Annotated in this window: 14 protein-coding genes; 2 read left to right on the top strand and 12 right to left on the bottom strand. The window is 71.7% G+C overall.

What is annotated here, in order from left to right:
* Positions 1-57: 57 nt before the first annotated feature.
* The 3 genes from nusB to ACIPEQ_RS01135 all read right to left on the bottom strand — a co-directional run bounded on the left by nusB (position 58) and on the right by ACIPEQ_RS01135 (position 2,996).
* The gene (gene nusB, locus ACIPEQ_RS01145; protein WP_402713554.1) at positions 58-576 is read right to left on the bottom strand and encodes a transcription antitermination factor NusB; all 519 of its coding nucleotides are present in this window, start codon (positions 574-576) and stop codon (positions 58-60) included.
* Between the two features lie 11 nt (positions 577-587).
* Entirely contained in the window at positions 588-1,151 is a 564-nt protein-coding gene (efp, locus tag ACIPEQ_RS01140; protein ID WP_058729119.1) for an elongation factor P, read from the bottom strand.
* A gap of 156 nt (positions 1,152-1,307) precedes the next feature.
* A complete protein-coding gene (locus ACIPEQ_RS01135; protein ID WP_402713553.1) occupies positions 1,308-2,996 on the bottom strand; it encodes an ABC1 kinase family protein in 1,689 nt (562 codons plus the stop codon).
* A gap of 126 nt (positions 2,997-3,122) precedes the next feature.
* Here ACIPEQ_RS01135 and ACIPEQ_RS01130 point away from each other — a divergent pair, with 126 nt between their 5' ends.
* A complete protein-coding gene (locus ACIPEQ_RS01130; protein WP_402713551.1) occupies positions 3,123-3,467 on the top strand; it encodes a hypothetical protein in 345 nt (114 codons plus the stop codon).
* A gap of 175 nt (positions 3,468-3,642) precedes the next feature.
* Here the strand turns inward: ACIPEQ_RS01130 and aroB are convergent, their stop codons facing one another.
* From aroB to ACIPEQ_RS01085, 9 genes are all read right to left on the bottom strand, one after another.
* Entirely contained in the window at positions 3,643-4,725 is a 1,083-nt protein-coding gene (aroB, locus tag ACIPEQ_RS01125; RefSeq protein ID WP_402714199.1) for a 3-dehydroquinate synthase, read from the bottom strand.
* 11 nt (positions 4,726-4,736) lie between these two features.
* Positions 4,737-5,360, bottom strand: a complete 624-nt coding sequence (locus tag ACIPEQ_RS01120; protein ID WP_402713550.1) for a shikimate kinase — start codon at positions 5,358-5,360, stop codon at positions 4,737-4,739.
* Positions 5,357-6,607: a chorismate synthase gene (gene aroC / locus ACIPEQ_RS01115; RefSeq protein WP_402713549.1), complete on the bottom strand. Its 1,251-nt coding sequence runs from the start codon at positions 6,605-6,607 to the stop codon at positions 5,357-5,359. The genes ACIPEQ_RS01120 and aroC overlap by 4 nt, the downstream gene beginning before the upstream one ends.
* Before the next feature lie 55 nt (positions 6,608-6,662).
* A complete protein-coding gene (mltG, locus tag ACIPEQ_RS01110) occupies positions 6,663-8,279 on the bottom strand; it encodes an endolytic transglycosylase MltG (protein ID WP_402713547.1) in 1,617 nt (538 codons plus the stop codon).
* Between the two features lie 89 nt (positions 8,280-8,368).
* On the bottom strand, positions 8,369-8,812 hold the full coding sequence (ruvX, locus tag ACIPEQ_RS01105) for a Holliday junction resolvase RuvX (RefSeq protein WP_175416095.1): 444 nt from the start codon (positions 8,810-8,812) through the stop codon (positions 8,369-8,371).
* Between the two features lie 8 nt (positions 8,813-8,820).
* Entirely contained in the window at positions 8,821-11,478 is a 2,658-nt protein-coding gene (alaS, locus tag ACIPEQ_RS01100) for an alanine--tRNA ligase (protein ID WP_402713545.1), read from the bottom strand.
* A gap of 56 nt (positions 11,479-11,534) precedes the next feature.
* Positions 11,535-11,717 (bottom strand): hypothetical protein, encoded by a 183-nt coding sequence (locus ACIPEQ_RS01095; RefSeq protein WP_066654557.1) that lies wholly within the window; start codon positions 11,715-11,717, stop codon positions 11,535-11,537.
* Positions 11,718-11,847: 130 nt separating this feature from the next.
* Entirely contained in the window at positions 11,848-12,477 is a 630-nt protein-coding gene (gene rpsD, locus ACIPEQ_RS01090) for a 30S ribosomal protein S4 (protein WP_058726527.1), read from the bottom strand.
* Positions 12,478-12,730: 253 nt separating this feature from the next.
* The gene (locus ACIPEQ_RS01085) at positions 12,731-14,161 is read right to left on the bottom strand and encodes a replication-associated recombination protein A (RefSeq protein WP_402714198.1); all 1,431 of its coding nucleotides are present in this window, start codon (positions 14,159-14,161) and stop codon (positions 12,731-12,733) included.
* A 129-nt stretch (positions 14,162-14,290) separates the two neighbouring features.
* On the opposite strand from ACIPEQ_RS01085, the gene ACIPEQ_RS01080 reads away from it, so the two are divergent.
* Complete coding sequence (locus tag ACIPEQ_RS01080; RefSeq protein ID WP_402713544.1) at positions 14,291-15,103, top strand: peptidylprolyl isomerase; 813 nt, start codon at positions 14,291-14,293, stop codon at positions 15,101-15,103.
* The last annotated feature ends 86 nt before the right edge of the window (positions 15,104-15,189 follow it).

Raw genomic sequence — 15,189 nt, 5'->3', positions numbered from 1 at the left:
GCCGACCTCCTTCCCCGCCTCACCGGACGGACTTAAAGGACGCTGACGTGGACAACCCTACTCGGACTCCTCGTCCCCCGCGACAGTCCGACCGGACGGTGCGGCGCCCTGCTCGGCAGTGCGACCGGACGGAGCGACGCCCTGCTCGGCAGCGCGACCGGACGGCGCACGGCCGCCGGCGACGGCGCCGAGCACGCCGTTCACGAAGCCGGCCGAGTCGTCCGTCGAGAGCGACTGCGCGAGCTCGACGGCCTCGGCGATCGCGACCGCGTCCGGGACCTCGGGGTTGTACCGGAGTTCCCAGACACCCATCCGCAGGATGCAACGGTCGAGCACGGGCATGCGGGCGATGGACCAGCCCTGCGCGTGCTCGACGATCACCTTGTCGATCGCCGCGCGGTCGTCGTCGACGCCGGTGACGATCTGACGGGCGTAGTCCCAGCTCGACGCCCGCTCGGGCTGGTCGAGGTGCCGCACCGTCTCGGTGGCCAGGACGTCCGCGATCGGGAGCTCACGCACCTCGGCGACGTACAGCATGTCGAGGGCGCGCTTGCGGGCCTTCGAACGAGCACTCATGGAGCGAGCGCCTAGTTGTTGACGCGGCCGAGGAAGCTGCCGTCGCGCGTGTCGATCTTCACGGTGGTGCCGTTCTCCAGGTAGAGCGGGACCTGGATGCGGTGGCCGGTCGCGATGATGGTCGCGTCCTTCGTGCCGCCCGAGGAACGGTCGCCCTGCAGGCCCGGCTCGGTCTCGACCTCGGTGACGATCGACGTCGGGAGCTCGATGTAGAGCGGGTTGCCCTCGTTCATCGCGATGGTGACCATGGCGGACTCGAGCAGGTAGTTCTTGGCGTCGCCGACGACGGTCTCCGACACGGGGACCTGGTCGTAGGTGTCGGTGTCCATGAAGACGTACGACTCGCCGTCCTGGTACAGGTACTGGTAGTCGCGGCGGTCCACGGTCGCGGTGTCGATCTTCGCGCCGGCGTTGAACGTGCGGTCGACGACCTTGCCCGAGACGACGTTCTTGAGCTTGGTGCGGACGAAGGCGCCGCCCTTGCCCGGCTTGACGTGCTGGAACTCGACGACCGACCAGAGCTGCCCGTCGATGATGAGAACGGCGCCGTTCTTGATGTCAGTGGTACTCGCCATGGGTCTTCCGTTCGATGGTGTTGTGAAGGTCTCCCGGACGTTCGTCCGGTCCCGGCGACGACGGAGAGAGCCCTCGCCGACGCCCCGACGAGTGTAGCGGACGAGGACCGCCGGGCCGGTGGTCGCCGCCGTGGGCGACCGCCGCTCGGTCACGGCTCACCGCCTCCGCCGCGCCCGCCACGCGTCGATCGCCGCCCAGACCAGCAGCACCACGGCGGTACCGCCCAGGATGCCCCCGGCCGCCCCGGTGGAGAGCACCGCCGTCGGCCGCGCCGGCGACGCGAGGTACACGATCGCCAGCACGCCGGCACCGGCGCCGAGCAGCACGAGCAGCACGCGCCGGACCAGGCCGGAGACCACCTCACGGTCGCGGCGGTCCGAGAACAGCCGGATGTTCACCGCGAGCTTGCCCGTCTCGAGCGCCTCGGTGATGCGGTCGACCCGACGGGGCAGCTTCCGTGCGGCCGACACCACCCCGAAGAGCTCGCGGACGGCGAGGTCGCGCACGGCACGCGGCCGCAGCTGGTCGCGGATCTGCTGCCGCGCGAGGTCGCGCGACTCCTCGAGCAGGTCGAACGACGGCGCGAGGCTGCGGAGGGTCCCCTCGAAGATCGCGAGCGCTCGGGCGGCGGCGACGAAGTCCGGTGGCGGCTTGAGCCGGTAGCGCCCGAACACGGCGACGGCGTCGTCGACGGTCTCGACGCCGATCCGGGCGCCGGGGCCGAGCTCGTCCGCGACGAACGCCGCGATGTCCCGGCGGAAGTCGGGTTCGTCCTCGGCATCGCGTACCGGTGCCATCCGCATCACCGCGTCGGCGATCCGCTCCGTGTCGTCCTGGATGTAGCCGGCGAGCAGGTCCTGCACGGTGCTCCGCAGGCCCGGGTCGAGTCGGCCGACGGACCCGAAGTCGATGAGGGCCGGACGCCCGTCCGGCAGCAGCACGACGTTCCCCGGGTGCAGGTCGGCGTGGTAGATCCCGTCGAAGACGATCTGCCGGAGGAAGGCGTCGAGCACGGCGCGCATCGGCGTGTCGAGGTCCTGGCCGGTCCCCGCGGCACGCAACGCGCTGAGCGTCTCCCCCTCGAGGAACTCCATCACCATCACCCGACGGCCGGAGAGGTCCCGGTACGGCTCCGGGTAGGCGACCGCGTCCGGCCGGGCGCTCCTGGCCTGCGCGGCACGCAGCGCGGTCAGGTTCCGCATCTCCGAGGTGAAGTCCACCTGCCGCACCAGGTCGTCGGCGTACTGCTGTGCGACGTCGGCGACCCCGACCTGGCGGGCCTCGGTGCTCGTGCGCGCGAGGAACCGGACCACCCGCAGCGCGATGTCGACGTCGCGGCGGACCGCGGCGTCGATGCCCGGGCGCTGGACCTTGACGGCGACGACCGTGCCGTCGCGCAGGGTCGCGCGGTGCACCTGCGCGATCGATGCCGCGGCGACCGGCTCGGCGTCGAAGGACGCGAACACCTCGTCGACGGGTGCGCCCAGCTCCTCCTCGAGGAGCGTCGCGACCTCCGCGGCGTCGGCGGGACGGACGCTCCGCTGCAGGTGCGCGAGGCACTCGGTCCACTCGTCGGGCAGCAGGTCGTCGCGGGTCGACAGCAGCTGTCCCATCTTCACGAACCCACCGCCCGCCTCCTCGAGGGCGCGGCGCAGGTGCTCGGCCTGCCGTCGCCGCAGGTCCGACGTGTCCGGGTCACGCGTGAAGTCGAGCCGTCGGAAGGGCAGGAGCTCGTGGCGGCGGGCGATCGACAGCAGCTCGGCGAAGCGTCGGGTACGGGAACGCAGGCTGCCGACGGCGACGTCCTGCTGGCCGAGATCGCTCAGGCGGGGCGGGGTGGGCACCGGACCAGTCTGCTCCCCGGCCCTGCGGGCCTGCCCCGCTCCTGCACAGCCGGGAGGCGCGGCGCACCGTCCACAGGTCGGCGCACCTGCCACGTGCGGTCGGGTCCACTGCACGACCCTCGTCACATGGACACTGCACTCATGACCGCGGCGATCGCTGCGACGGCGTCGATCGCCGCTGCGGTCGTCAGCTGGTTCGGCGCCTTCCAGGCACGACGCACCGCGGACCGTGACCATGCCTGGTCGCGCTTCGTCTGGGCGCTCGCTCGGCGACGGGACAGCCCGGAGTACGACATCTCGAAACGTGTGCTCGTGGCGCTCGAAGACGTAGCGTGGTGGTCCGAACCGGACTGGCGGCTGGCCACGCAGGCGCTGCGTCGCATCGTCGCGGCCGAAGCTCAGCCCGATACCACCATGACGACCACCGACGGAAGGACCGGATCAGATGCCGCTCCGGAGACCACTCCCTGACGCACCGGATCTCGACGTCGACGGGCGGGAGCAGTACTACGCGTGGGTGAACGGAGCAACGGTCGACGAGTTCCGGGAGTGGAAGCGTACCGACGTCCTCACCGTCTCGCTCCGCGTGAAGTGGTGGTGGCGTCGAACGTGCCGCAAGCTCCGCTGACCGAGGCGTGCGGACCTGCTAGACGCCGACCTCCTGGTAGGCGGTGAAGAGCAGGTGGTCCTCCGGGCCCTCGAGGGTGACGGGCTTGCCGACCCCGTCGAGGATGATGAACCGGAGCATGCCCGCTCGCGCCTTCTTGTCACGACGCATGGTGGCGAGCAGGCCCTCCCACCGTCCGAGTCCGTAGCTCGTCGGCAGCTCCAGCGACTCGAGGATCGACCGGTGCCGGTCGACGGTCGCGTCGTCCAGGTGACCCGTCAGCCGCGCGAGCTCGGCGGCGAACACCATGCCGACCGACACCGCCGCACCGTGCCGCCACTGGTAGCGCTCGGCGTGCTCGATCGCGTGCCCGAGGGTGTGCCCGTAGTTCAGGACCTCCCGGCGCCCCTGCTCGGTGAAGTCCTCGGAGACGACCTCCGCCTTGAGCGCGATCGCGAGCTCGACGACGCGGCGGAACTCCGGCGTCGTCGGGTCGGTGACGCGGTCGACGTCGGCCTCGACCACGTCCAGGATCTCGGGCACCGCGATGAAGCCCGCCTTGACGATCTCGGCGAACCCGGTGAGCACGTCGTTGCGCGGCAACGTCCGGACGAGGTCGAGGTCGGCGACCACCGCGCGCGGGTGGTGGAAGGCCCCGACCAGGTTCTTGCCCTCGTTGGTGTTGATGCCGGTCTTCCCGCCGACGCTCGCGTCGACCAGTCCGAGCACGCTCGTCGGCATCGCCAGGAACGGCACGCCCCGGAGCCAGGTGGCCGCGACGAACCCGGCGAGGTCGGTGACGGCTCCCCCGCCGAGGCCGATGACGGCATCGGTGCGGGTGAAGTCCGCCTGACCCATGACCTGCCAGCAGAACGCGGCGACCTCGATGCGCTTGGCGGCCTCGGCATCCGGGACCTCGGCGATGAGCGCATCGAGCCCGGCGTCGACGAGGACGGTGCGGAGCTCGTTCGCCCGGGCACCGAGGGTCGGCGCGTGCACGATGAGCACCTTCGCCACCCGTTGGCCGAGCAGCGACGGGACCGAGCCGAACAGGTCGTTGCCGACCACGACGCGGGAGCCGCCCTCGCCGCCGACCCGGATCTCGGTGGTGCCCTCGGGCAGGTTCGACGCGGTCACGGTGTCCCTCCGGTGGTGTGCTCCTGGTCGGAGCCGCTGTGCTCCTGGTCGGAGCCGGTGCGCCCCTCGTCGGAGCCGGTCTGCTGCTCGGTCACCCACGCGACGACGTCGCGGACGACGTGCGCCATCGGGCGTCGCGAGGTGTCGAACGTCGCGTGCGCGAGGTCGGCGTAGGTCGCTGCCCGCTCGTCGGCGATCGTCTGCCACGCATCGATCCCGCCCTGCGCCAGGAGCGGTCGGTCGCTGCCGGCGATCCGCGCCGCGACGGCCTCGGGCGACACCGTGAGCAGCACGATGCGGGAACCGCGCAGGGCCGCCCGTGTGTCCGGGTGCGTCACGGCGCCTCCGCCGACCGAGACGACGCCGCCGGTCGCGACTGCCGCGCGGACCGCCTCGGCCTCGAGCTTGCGGAACGCCGGTTCACCACGGTCGGCGAAGATGCCCGGGATCGGTCCGTGTGCTCGTGCGATGACCCGGTCGGTGTCGGTGAACGGCACACCGAGAGCCTTGGCGACGCGCTTGCCGACACTCGACTTGCCGGCACCCATCGGTCCGATCACGACGACCGGCACGTCGGTTCCCGGGAGCGCCCCGGTGGTCGACGCGTCGGCGCCGGTCACCGGACCGACGTGGACCCGGCCGCGTGCGACCCGGCCGCCTGGGACGCTGCGCCGTCGGTCCGGCGGGAACGCAGGGTCTCCGGCAGTGCCGCGAGGTAGGCGTCGAGGTTGCGCTTCGTCTCGGTCAGGCTGTCGCCGCCGAACTTCTCCAGCACGGCATCGGCCAGCACGAGCGCGACCATCGCCTCGGCCACGACACCGGAGGCCGGCACCGCGCAGACGTCGCTGCGCTGGTGGTGGGCGGCGGCGTCCTCGCCGGTGGCGACGTCGATGGTGTGCAGCGCGTGCGGTACGGTCGCGATCGGCTTCATGCCGGCGCGGACGCGGAGCACGGTCCCGGTGGACATGCCACCCTCGGTCCCTCCGGCACGGTCGCTCGTCCGGACGATCTCGCCGTCCTCGCGGTACAGCTCGTCGTGCGCCTCGGACCCGCGGCGTGCGGCGGTGGCGAAGCCGTCGCCGACCTCAACGCCCTTGATCGCCTGGATGCCCATGATCGCCGCGGCGAGCCGGGCGTCGAGTCGACGGTCCCAGTGCACGTGCGAGCCGAGCCCGGGCGGGACACCGTAGAACAGCACCTCGACGACGCCGCCCAGGGTGTCCCCGTCCTTCTTCGCCGCCTCGACCTCGGTGACCATCCGTGCGGAGGTCTCCGGGTCCGCGCAGCGGAGCTGGTCCTCGTCCAGGCGGTCGACGTCGTCGGGCAGGGGCAGCGGCGTGCCGTCGGGCACGCGGACGGTGCCGACCTGCAGGGTGTGGGCGACCGAGCGGATGCCCAGCTCGGCCAGGAAGGACTTGGCGACCGCACCGAGTGCGACCCGCGCCGCGGTCTCGCGGGCGGACGCACGCTCGAGGATCGGTCGTGCCTCGTCGAAGCCGTACTTCTGCATGCCGACCAGGTCGGCGTGACCCGGACGCGGCCGGGTCAGGGGGGCGCTCCGGCCGCGGGACATCTCGGTCGGATCGACGGGCTCGGGGTTCATCACCTCGACCCACTTGGGCCACTCGGTGTTGCCGATGCGGATCGCGATGGGGCTGCCGAGCGAGGAGCCGTGGCGCACGCCGCCGGAGACGTGGAGCTCGTCCTGCTCGAACTTCATCCGCGACCCGCGTCCGTAGCCGAGCTTCCGTCGCGCGAGGTCGGTGCGGATGGACTCGAACGACACCGGGACGCCCGCGGGCAGGCCCTCGAGCATCGCGATGAGTTCGGGTCCGTGGGACTCACCAGCGGTCAACCAACGAAGCATGTCGACCATCCTCCCACAGGGTCCGGTCGTGCGACGCGACCGGACCCTGCGGGCACTACTGGTACTCGGGGTGCGCCCGGAGCCAGGCCTGGAACTGCTTCACGGCCACCTGGTGCTCCGCGTACGTGTCCGAGAAGACGGTCTCGCCCGTGTCCAGGTCGACCGTCACGAAGTAGAGCCACTTCCCGTCGGCCATGTTCGTGACGGCCTTGATCGCGACGTCGCCCGGGTTCGAGATCGGCGCCGGGGGCAGCCCCTTGTGCACGTAGGTGTTGTACGGATTGCCGGCGTCGGCGCGTTCGGCGTCGGTCGTGGTCACCTTGTGCGTGTTGCCCGTCCCGTAGGCGACGGTCGCGTCCGACTGCAGCGGCATGTCGATGTCGAGCCGGTTCTGGAACACCCGGGCGACCTTCGGGTAGTCGGCGGCGAGGCCCGCCTCCTTCTGCACGAGCGAGGCGAAGACGACCACCCGCTCCTGGTCGGCCTCGGCGACCCCGGCGGCGGCCAGGTGCTCCTTCATGGTGTCGACCATCGACTGGAAGTACTGCTTCGCGGTCCACCCGGGGTTGATCGGGTACGTCGCCGGGAAGAGCCACCCCTCGAGCGTCGTCGTGCCCGCAGGGAGCCCGTAGGCCTGCACGTCCTTCGCGGCTGCGCTCACCTCGGCCTCGGACAGCCCCGCCTTCGAGACCATGCCCGCCTCGATGTCCTGCAGCGCGGTCCCCTCCGGGATGACGATCGAGGCCTGGACGCGGTTGCCGGAGTCCTTGAGCGCGGCGAGGGCGGCCTTCGAGCTCATCTGCTTCTTCAGCTCGTACGACCCCGGCTGGAACGAGACGTCCGGCGAGGTCAGCAGCAGCTTGTAGAAGACCTTCGAGCTCTTCACGACCCCGCTGCGCTGCAGGGTCTTCGCGACGTCCTCGCCGATGTCGCCCTGCTTGATGGTCACGGTGACCTTGCTCGTCCCGTCGCCCGTGTAGTCGTCGGGCTCGCTGGAACCGCCGACGGCGCTGATCAGCTGCTGCACCTTGGGCGCGGCGAACGCGTACGCACCGACGCCGCCGACCAGGACGAGGGCGACGATCACGATGCCGGCGATCAGCGGCCCCCGACGCCGCTTCGGTCGCGGCTCGCGCGGCGGCCGGGAGGCTCCTCCGCCTCCGCCACTCCGCCCGCGTCCGTCTCCGGTGCCGCCGGCCCCGCGGTCGCCCCCGGCAGCTCCGCCCGCGGCGGCGGCGGCTGCGGCAGCGTCCGGTCCGTCGGAGTCGCTCGCGGCGCGCGCGCTCCGGCCCGGCCGGTTCCCGGCACGGGCATCGCGGACGGCTTGGGCGTCGGGCGCCCTGAGCTCTCCCGTCAGCAGCGCCCGGACGTCGGGGTGCAGCTCGTCGTCAGATCTCGCGACCGGTGCGTCCGCCGGTGAGGCGGGTCGCTCCGCGGCCGGCTGCGACGCCGGGCCGCGCGCGTCGGCACCCGCTGCGGCCGGACCGTCGTCGGTGCCCTCCGCCGGTGCCGGGACCCGGCGCGCGCGCTCGGACCCTGCCGCCTCGGCGGCGCGGGCTTCCCGCCGGGACATCGGGCGGTCGGGCTCGGCGGCGGGTTCGGCGGTGCGACGTCGCCGCCCGGCGTCGTCGCCGGGCGCGATGATGGCGTCCCAGTCCAGGTCGTCTGCCAAGGGATCCTCGGTCTCTCGGGTCGGGGGCTCCACCTGGGCCCCGTCGGTCCGGGAACGACGGTCTCCCGACCCGTCCCGGGGCCGGTCGGTCAGGGAAGCGTTGCGCCGGGAGCGGCGCTGGACGCACGCTCGTGGTCGAGCGCGTGTTGCAGGATGATAACAGCGGCCGCTTGATCGATCACGGCCCGGGATTTCTTCGTGTTCCTCCCGGCCTGGTGCAACCCGCGCTGCGCCGTCACCGTGGACAACCGCTCGTCGACCAGGCGCACCGGCCGGTGCTCGGCGAGCAGCTCCGCGAACCCCCTGGCGTCCGCGGTCGACGGGGTGTCGTCGCCGGACATCGACAGGGGCAGCCCGACGACGATCTCGAGGACGTCGTACTCGTCGGCGAGTTCGACGATCCGGCGCACGTCGGTCGCCTGCGCCCGGGGCACCGTCTCGACCGGCGTGGCCAGCAGCCCGTCCCGGTCGCACACGGCGACACCGATGCGGGCCTTGCCGACGTCGACCCCGAGACGACGCCCCGGACGGATCGGCACGCTCAGCCCGCCAGTCGCGCGGTCACGGCGCGCAGTGCCGCGGGCAACGCCGCCGCATCGGTGCCGCCACCCTGGGCGAGGTCGGGCTTGCCGCCGCCGCCACCACCGAGCACGCCGGCCGCCTCCTTGGCGAGGGGCCCCGCCTGCACCCCGGCCGCCCGCGCAGCGTCGTTCGTCGCCACGATCACCACGGGCTTACCGGTGATCACCGCACCGAGGACCACGACCGCGGCGCCGTCACCGAGCTGACCACGGACGCCGGTCGCCAGGGAGCGCAGGTCGTCGCCGGACTGCAGCCCGTCGACCGTCTCGGCGACCACCGTCACGGCGCCGACGGTCTCGGCCTGCCGCGCGATCGACGGCACCCGCTGCTGCAGGTTCGCCGACTCGAACTCGGCGATCCGCTTCTGCGCGGTGCGGAGGTCCTCCATGAGCCCCTGCACGCGGGTCGGCAGGTCCTCGCGGGGCGCCTTCAGCGCGCTCGAGAGCTGCGAGACGATCGTCCGCTCGACGGCGAGGTCGCGGAAGCCCTCGAGGCCGACGAGGGCCTCGACGCGGCGGTTGGTCGAGCCGACGCTCGACTCCCCCACCAGGTTGACGAGGCCGACCTGCGCGCTGGACGCCACGTGCGTGCCACCACAGAGCTCGCGCGACCACGGCCCGCCGATGTCGACCATGCGGACCTCGCTGCCGTACTTCTCGCCGAACAGCGCCTGCGCGCCGAGCGCCTTGGCCTCGTCGAGCGGGAGCACCCGGGTCTGCACCGCGAGGTCGGAGCGGATCGCCGCGTTCACGACCTCCTCGATCTCGGACCGGGTGGCGCCGGAGACCGGCTGCGACCACGAGAAGTCGAGGCGCATGTAGCCGGACTTGTTGTACGAGCCGGCCTGCAGGGCCTCCGGGCCGAGCACGTCGCGGAGCGCCGCGTTCACGAGGTGCGTCGCCGAGTGCGCCTGGGTCGCCCCACGGCGGTACTCGGCGTCGACGACCGTCGTCGCGGCGTCGCCGACACCGACCTCGCCGGAACGGACCTGGACCGTGTGGCTCCAGAGACCGGCGACCGGGCGCTGCACGTCGAGCACCTCGAGGTCGAAGCCGTTGCCGACGATCGAGCCCTGGTCGGCGTCCTGGCCACCGGACTCGGCGTACAGGGACGTCTCACCGAGGATCACCTCGGCGATGTCGCCGGCGACGGCGCGATCGACACTGGTGCCGCCGACGATGATGCCGAGCACGGCGGACTCGGCCTCGAGCGCGTCGTAGCCCAGGAAGACCGTCTCGCCCTTCGCACGGAAGGCGCTGTAGACGCTGAGGTCGGCGAGGGCGGTCTTCTTGCTCTTCGCGTCCGCCTTGGCACGGGCACGCTGCTCCGACATCAGGGTCTCGAACGCCCCGCGGTCGACCTGGACGCCGGCTTCGTCCGCCATCTCCATCGTCAGGTCGATCGGGAAGCCGAACGTGTCGTGGAGCAGGAACGCGGTGTCGCCGCCGATCGAGGGGGCGCCGTCCTGCTTCGCGCGCTCGACCGCGACGTCGAGGATCGTGGTGCCCTGCGCCAGCGTGCGGAGGAACGTCTCCTCCTCGGCGTAGGCGATCCGGGCGATGCGGTCGAAGTCGCTCGCGACCTCCGGGTAGGCCTCCTGCATGGCGTCGCGCGACGCCGGGAAGAGCTGCGGGAAGGTCGCGCCCTCGACACCGAGCAGGCGCATGGCCCGCACGGTGCGGCGGAGCAGTCGGCGCAGGATGTAGCCGCGACCCTCGTTCGACGGCGTGACACCGTCCGTGACGAGCATGAGCGAGGAACGGACGTGGTCGGCGATGACGCGCATCCGGACGTCGTCCTCGTGCACGGCGCCGTAGCGACGACCGGAGATCCGAGCGGCCTCGTCGAGGACCGGGCGGACCTGGTCGATCTCGTACATGTTGTCGACGCCCTGCTTGATGAAGGCGACGCGCTCGAGCCCCATGCCGGTGTCGATGTTCTTGTTCGGCAGCTCACCGGTGATCGTGAAGTCGTACTTCGACCGCACGTCGGCGATCTGGTACTGCATGAAGACCAGGTTCCAGATCTCGACGTAGCGGTCGTCGTCGGTGGCAGGTCCGCCGTCGATGCCGTACTCCGGACCACGGTCGAAGAAGATCTCCGAGCACGGGCCCGCGGGACCGGGCTGACCGGTCGACCAGTAGTTGGTGTCCTTGCCGAGGCGCTGGATCCGCTCGTCCGGCAGCGACGAGTGCTGCTTCCAGAACGCGATCGCCTCGTCGTCGTCCTCGTACACCGTGACCCACAGGTCGTCGGCGGAGAAGCCGAGGCCACCGTCCGCCTCCGGGGTGGTCAGGAACTCCCAGGCGTACTGGATCGCCTGCTCCTTGAAGTAGTCCCCGAACGAGAAGTTGCCGTTCATCTGGAAGAACGTGCCGTGCCGAGGGGTCTTGCCGACCTCCTCGATGTCGTTCGTGCGGATGCACTTCTGCACGCTCGTCGCACGCGGGTACGGAGCCGGGACGAGCCCGGTCAGGTACGGGATGAACGGGACCATGCCGGCGACCGTGAAGAGCAGCGACGGGTCGTCCGAGACGAGCGACGCGGACGGGACGACGGTGTGTCCGCGGTCGCCGAAGAACTGGAGCCAACGGCGGCGGATCTCTGCGGTCTGCATGGTGCTTCCTGATTCAGGTCGGCGGAGGGTGCGTGGGAGCTGGGGGGCGGTGACGCTCAGGCGTCGGTGCGGAGTTCGGCCTCGCGGGAGCGGTACCCGTCGGCCACGGCGTCGGTGAACGCCTTCGTCCGCGCGTTCACGTCCGCGAAGAGCCGTGCGCCGCCGGGGGTGTTCGCGATCCGGTGCGCGGCGGCGAACCCGATGACGACGCCGACGGCGACGAAGAACAGCTGCTTCACGGTGCCTCTCCCTCTCGCGCACGCGAGCGGTGCGTGCCCGAACGAGTGTAGTGGCGCGGGGCAGCCGGGACGCCGAACGGCGGGCCGTCCTCCTGAGAGGACGACCCGCCGTTCGGGTGTGATCGGTGGATCAGCGAGCTGCGTAGTACTCGACGACGAGCTGCACTTCACAGGTCACGGGGACCTCGGCGCGCTTCGGGCGACGGACCAGGCGGGCCTGGAGCTTGTCGATCTCGACCTCGAGGTAGCCCGGGACCTTCGGCAGGACTTCCTGGTGCCCACCGGCGGCGGCGACCTGGAACGGCTCGAGGGACTCGGAGCGCTGCTTCACGTGGATGAGCTGCCCCTCCTTCACGCGGAAGGACGGACGGTCGACGAGCTTGCCGTCGACCAGGATGTGACGGTGCACGATCAGCTGACGGGCCTGCGCGGTGGTGCGGGCGAAGCCGGCACGCAGCACGAGGGCGTCGAGGCGCTGCTCGAGGAGCTCGACGAGGTTCTCACCCGTCAGGCCCTTCGTCTTGCGGGCCTCTTCGAAGACGATGCGGAGCTGCTTCTCGCGGATGCCGTACTGGGCGCGCAGACGCTGCTTCTCACGGAGACGGACGGCGTAGTCGCTGTCCGCGCGACGGCGGGTGCGGCCGTGCTCACCGGGGCCGTAGGGGCGCTTCTCGAGGTAACGGGCCGCCTTCGGCGTCAGCGGGATGCCGAGCGCGCGCGAGAGGCGGGTCTTGCTGCGGGTGCGTGACTTGGTAGACACAGGGTCCTTTTCTCTGTCTGAACTGAATGACTCGCCGGGCACACGACCGACCGCGGGCGTCGAGCGCACGTGGGTGGTCGATCCCGGCGACGGGATCCAGAGGGATGAGCCTGTGGGATCGGACGGCTACAGTCCGAACCTCTGCCCCCGTCCCACCGGGGTGGGACTCTGTCCTCGGCGCAGCCGCACGCGAGGACCAGGACGTAGGCCCGTCAACGATAGCAGCATCGGGACCCCGGGTGAAGCACCGGGCTCACTCACCGCGCGTGATCTTCCGGAGTCGTTCGAGCCGGGGACCGACCTCGCGCTCGTACCCGTTGCCGGTCGGCGTGTAGTACTCCGTGCCTTCGAGCGCGTCGGGCAGGTACTGCTGGCGGGCGACCCCGTGCTCGGCGTCGTGCGAGTAGACGTACCCCTTGCCGTGCCCGAGCCGCTTCGCCCCCGGGTAGTGCGCGTCGCGGAGGTGCACCGGGACGACGCCCATCCGCCCGGCCTTGACGTCCGCGACCGCCGCGTTGACCCCGTTGTACGACGCGTTCGACTTCGGCGCCGTCGCGAGGTAGACCACGGCCTCGGCCAGGGGGATGCGACCCTCGGGCATCCCGATGAGCTGCACCGCCTGCGCTGCTGCGACGGCGATCGGCAGGGCCTGGGGGTCGGCCATGCCGATGTCCTCGGACGCCGAGATGATGATGCGGCGGGCGATGAACCGCGGGTCCTCGCCCGCCTCGATCATCCGCGCGAGGTAGTGCAGCGCGGCGTCGACGTCGCTCCCCCGCACGGACTTGATGAAGGCGCTGATGACGTCGTAGTGCTCGTCGCCCTGCCGGTCGTACCGCAGCAGCGCCCGGTCGACCGCCGCAGCCACCGTGTCGGCGTCGACCAGCGGCACCGTCTCGACGTCACCGAGGGAAAGGTCGTCGAGCGCCGTGTCCTCGTCGGGGTCAGCGTCGTCGGCGCCGGCGTCGGCGTCGCGCGCGCCGTCGGCCCGCGCGGCGATCGCCGAGGACGCGGCGGCCTCGAGTGCGGTGAGCGCTCGACGGGCGTCGCCGGAGGACAGTCGGACGATCGCCGCCCGTGCGTCGTCGCCGAGGACGACCGAGCCGCCCAGTCCGCGCGGGTCCTCGACCGCCCGGTCGACGAGCATGCCGAGGTCCTCGTCGGTCAGTGGCCTGAGCGTCAGCAGGAGGGAACGTGAGAGCAGCGGCGAGATCACGGAGAACGACGGGTTCTCGGTGGTCGCGGCGATCAGGATCACCCACCCGTTCTCGACGCCCGGCAGCAGGGCGTCCTGCTGGGCCTTGCTGAACCGGTGGATCTCGTCGAGGAACAAGACGGTGGTCGAGCCGTAGAGGTCACGGTGCGTGAGGGCCTTCTCCATGACCTCGCGCACGTCCTTCACGCCGGCGGTCACGGCCGAGAGCTCGACGAACTCGCGACCGGACTGCCGGGCGATCGCCTGCGCCAGGGTCGTCTTGCCGGTGCCCGGCGGGCCCCAGAGGATCACGGACACCCCGCCCGGGTTCTCGCGTGTACCGGTGGCGAGCTGCACCAGCGGGCTGCCCCGGCCGAGCAGGTGCTGCTGCCCGGCGACCTCGTCCAGGCTCGTCGGCCGCATCCGCACCGCGAGCGGGACGGACCCCTGAGCCAACCCCGCGCGACCACCCGTCGTGGGCGCGCGCATGCCCGATCGATCCGCTGCCATGCTCCGATCGTAGGCCGGACCGCCGACGTGCTGCGTGCCTCCAGGCCGGCCGTGCCCCTCGGTCCGCTACGCTCGTCGGCACAGTCGACGAGAGGTCCGATCAGCACCGTGGCACCGAAGAACCAGGCGCGCGACAACCGCGAGGCGCGCGAGCGGCTCCGTCTCTACCAGGCCCGACAGGGGGTGCACGACCGGCAGCGACGCCGGCGGGTACGGGACAACGTCGTCGGTACGGGCGTGCTGCTCCTGGTCGCGGCGCTGGCCACCGGGTCGCAGCTCGCCTTCGCGGGGTCGCAGGCCGGGGACACGCCGGACGCGAGCGCGAGTGCGACGTCCACCCCGACCACCTCGGCGAGTGCGACGGCCGGGAACACCGGCACGGTGCCGAGCAAGGGCATCGCGGACGGTGCGACCTGGACCGGCACGCTGACGCTGAACAAGGACGTCGAGCTCGGCATCGAGCTCGACGGCGAGGACGCTCCGCAGGCGGCGAGCGTCGAGATCGACCTCATCCGCAAGCAGTTCTACGAGGGCACCACCTGCCACCGCCTGGCCGACAGCGCCGACTTCCGGTTCCTGCAGTGCGGGTCGGCGAACGGCGACGGGACGGGCGACGCCGGGTTCCAGTACGGTCCGCTCGAGAACGTCCCGAGCGACGGCCGGTACGCCGAGGGCACCCTCGCGATCGCACGTGGTGCGTCACCGTACTCGCAGTCGACGCAGTTCTTCATCGTCTACGGCGACACGACGCTCGACGGGTCGACGGGCGGGTACACCGTCGTCGGCAAGGTCACGAGCGGGCTCGACGACCTGGAGCGCGAGATCACCTCGAAGGGCATCGCGTCGGCGGGCTCGGACGGCACCGGTGCGCCGGAGGTCGCGACGACGATCACCGGCGCGACCATCCGCAAGGCCGACTGACCGGACGGGTGGGGCCCCTCCCCCGGCGCCCGGTCGTCCACAGCCCGTACGTCCGACTGGCCCCCGGGACCCTCCGGTGCAATAGG

The sequence above is a fragment of the Curtobacterium sp. NPDC087080 genome (assembly GCF_044745105.1).
GTDB lineage: Bacteria > Actinomycetota > Actinomycetes > Actinomycetales > Microbacteriaceae > Curtobacterium.
This window is presented reverse-complemented; position numbering and strand designations above follow the sequence as displayed.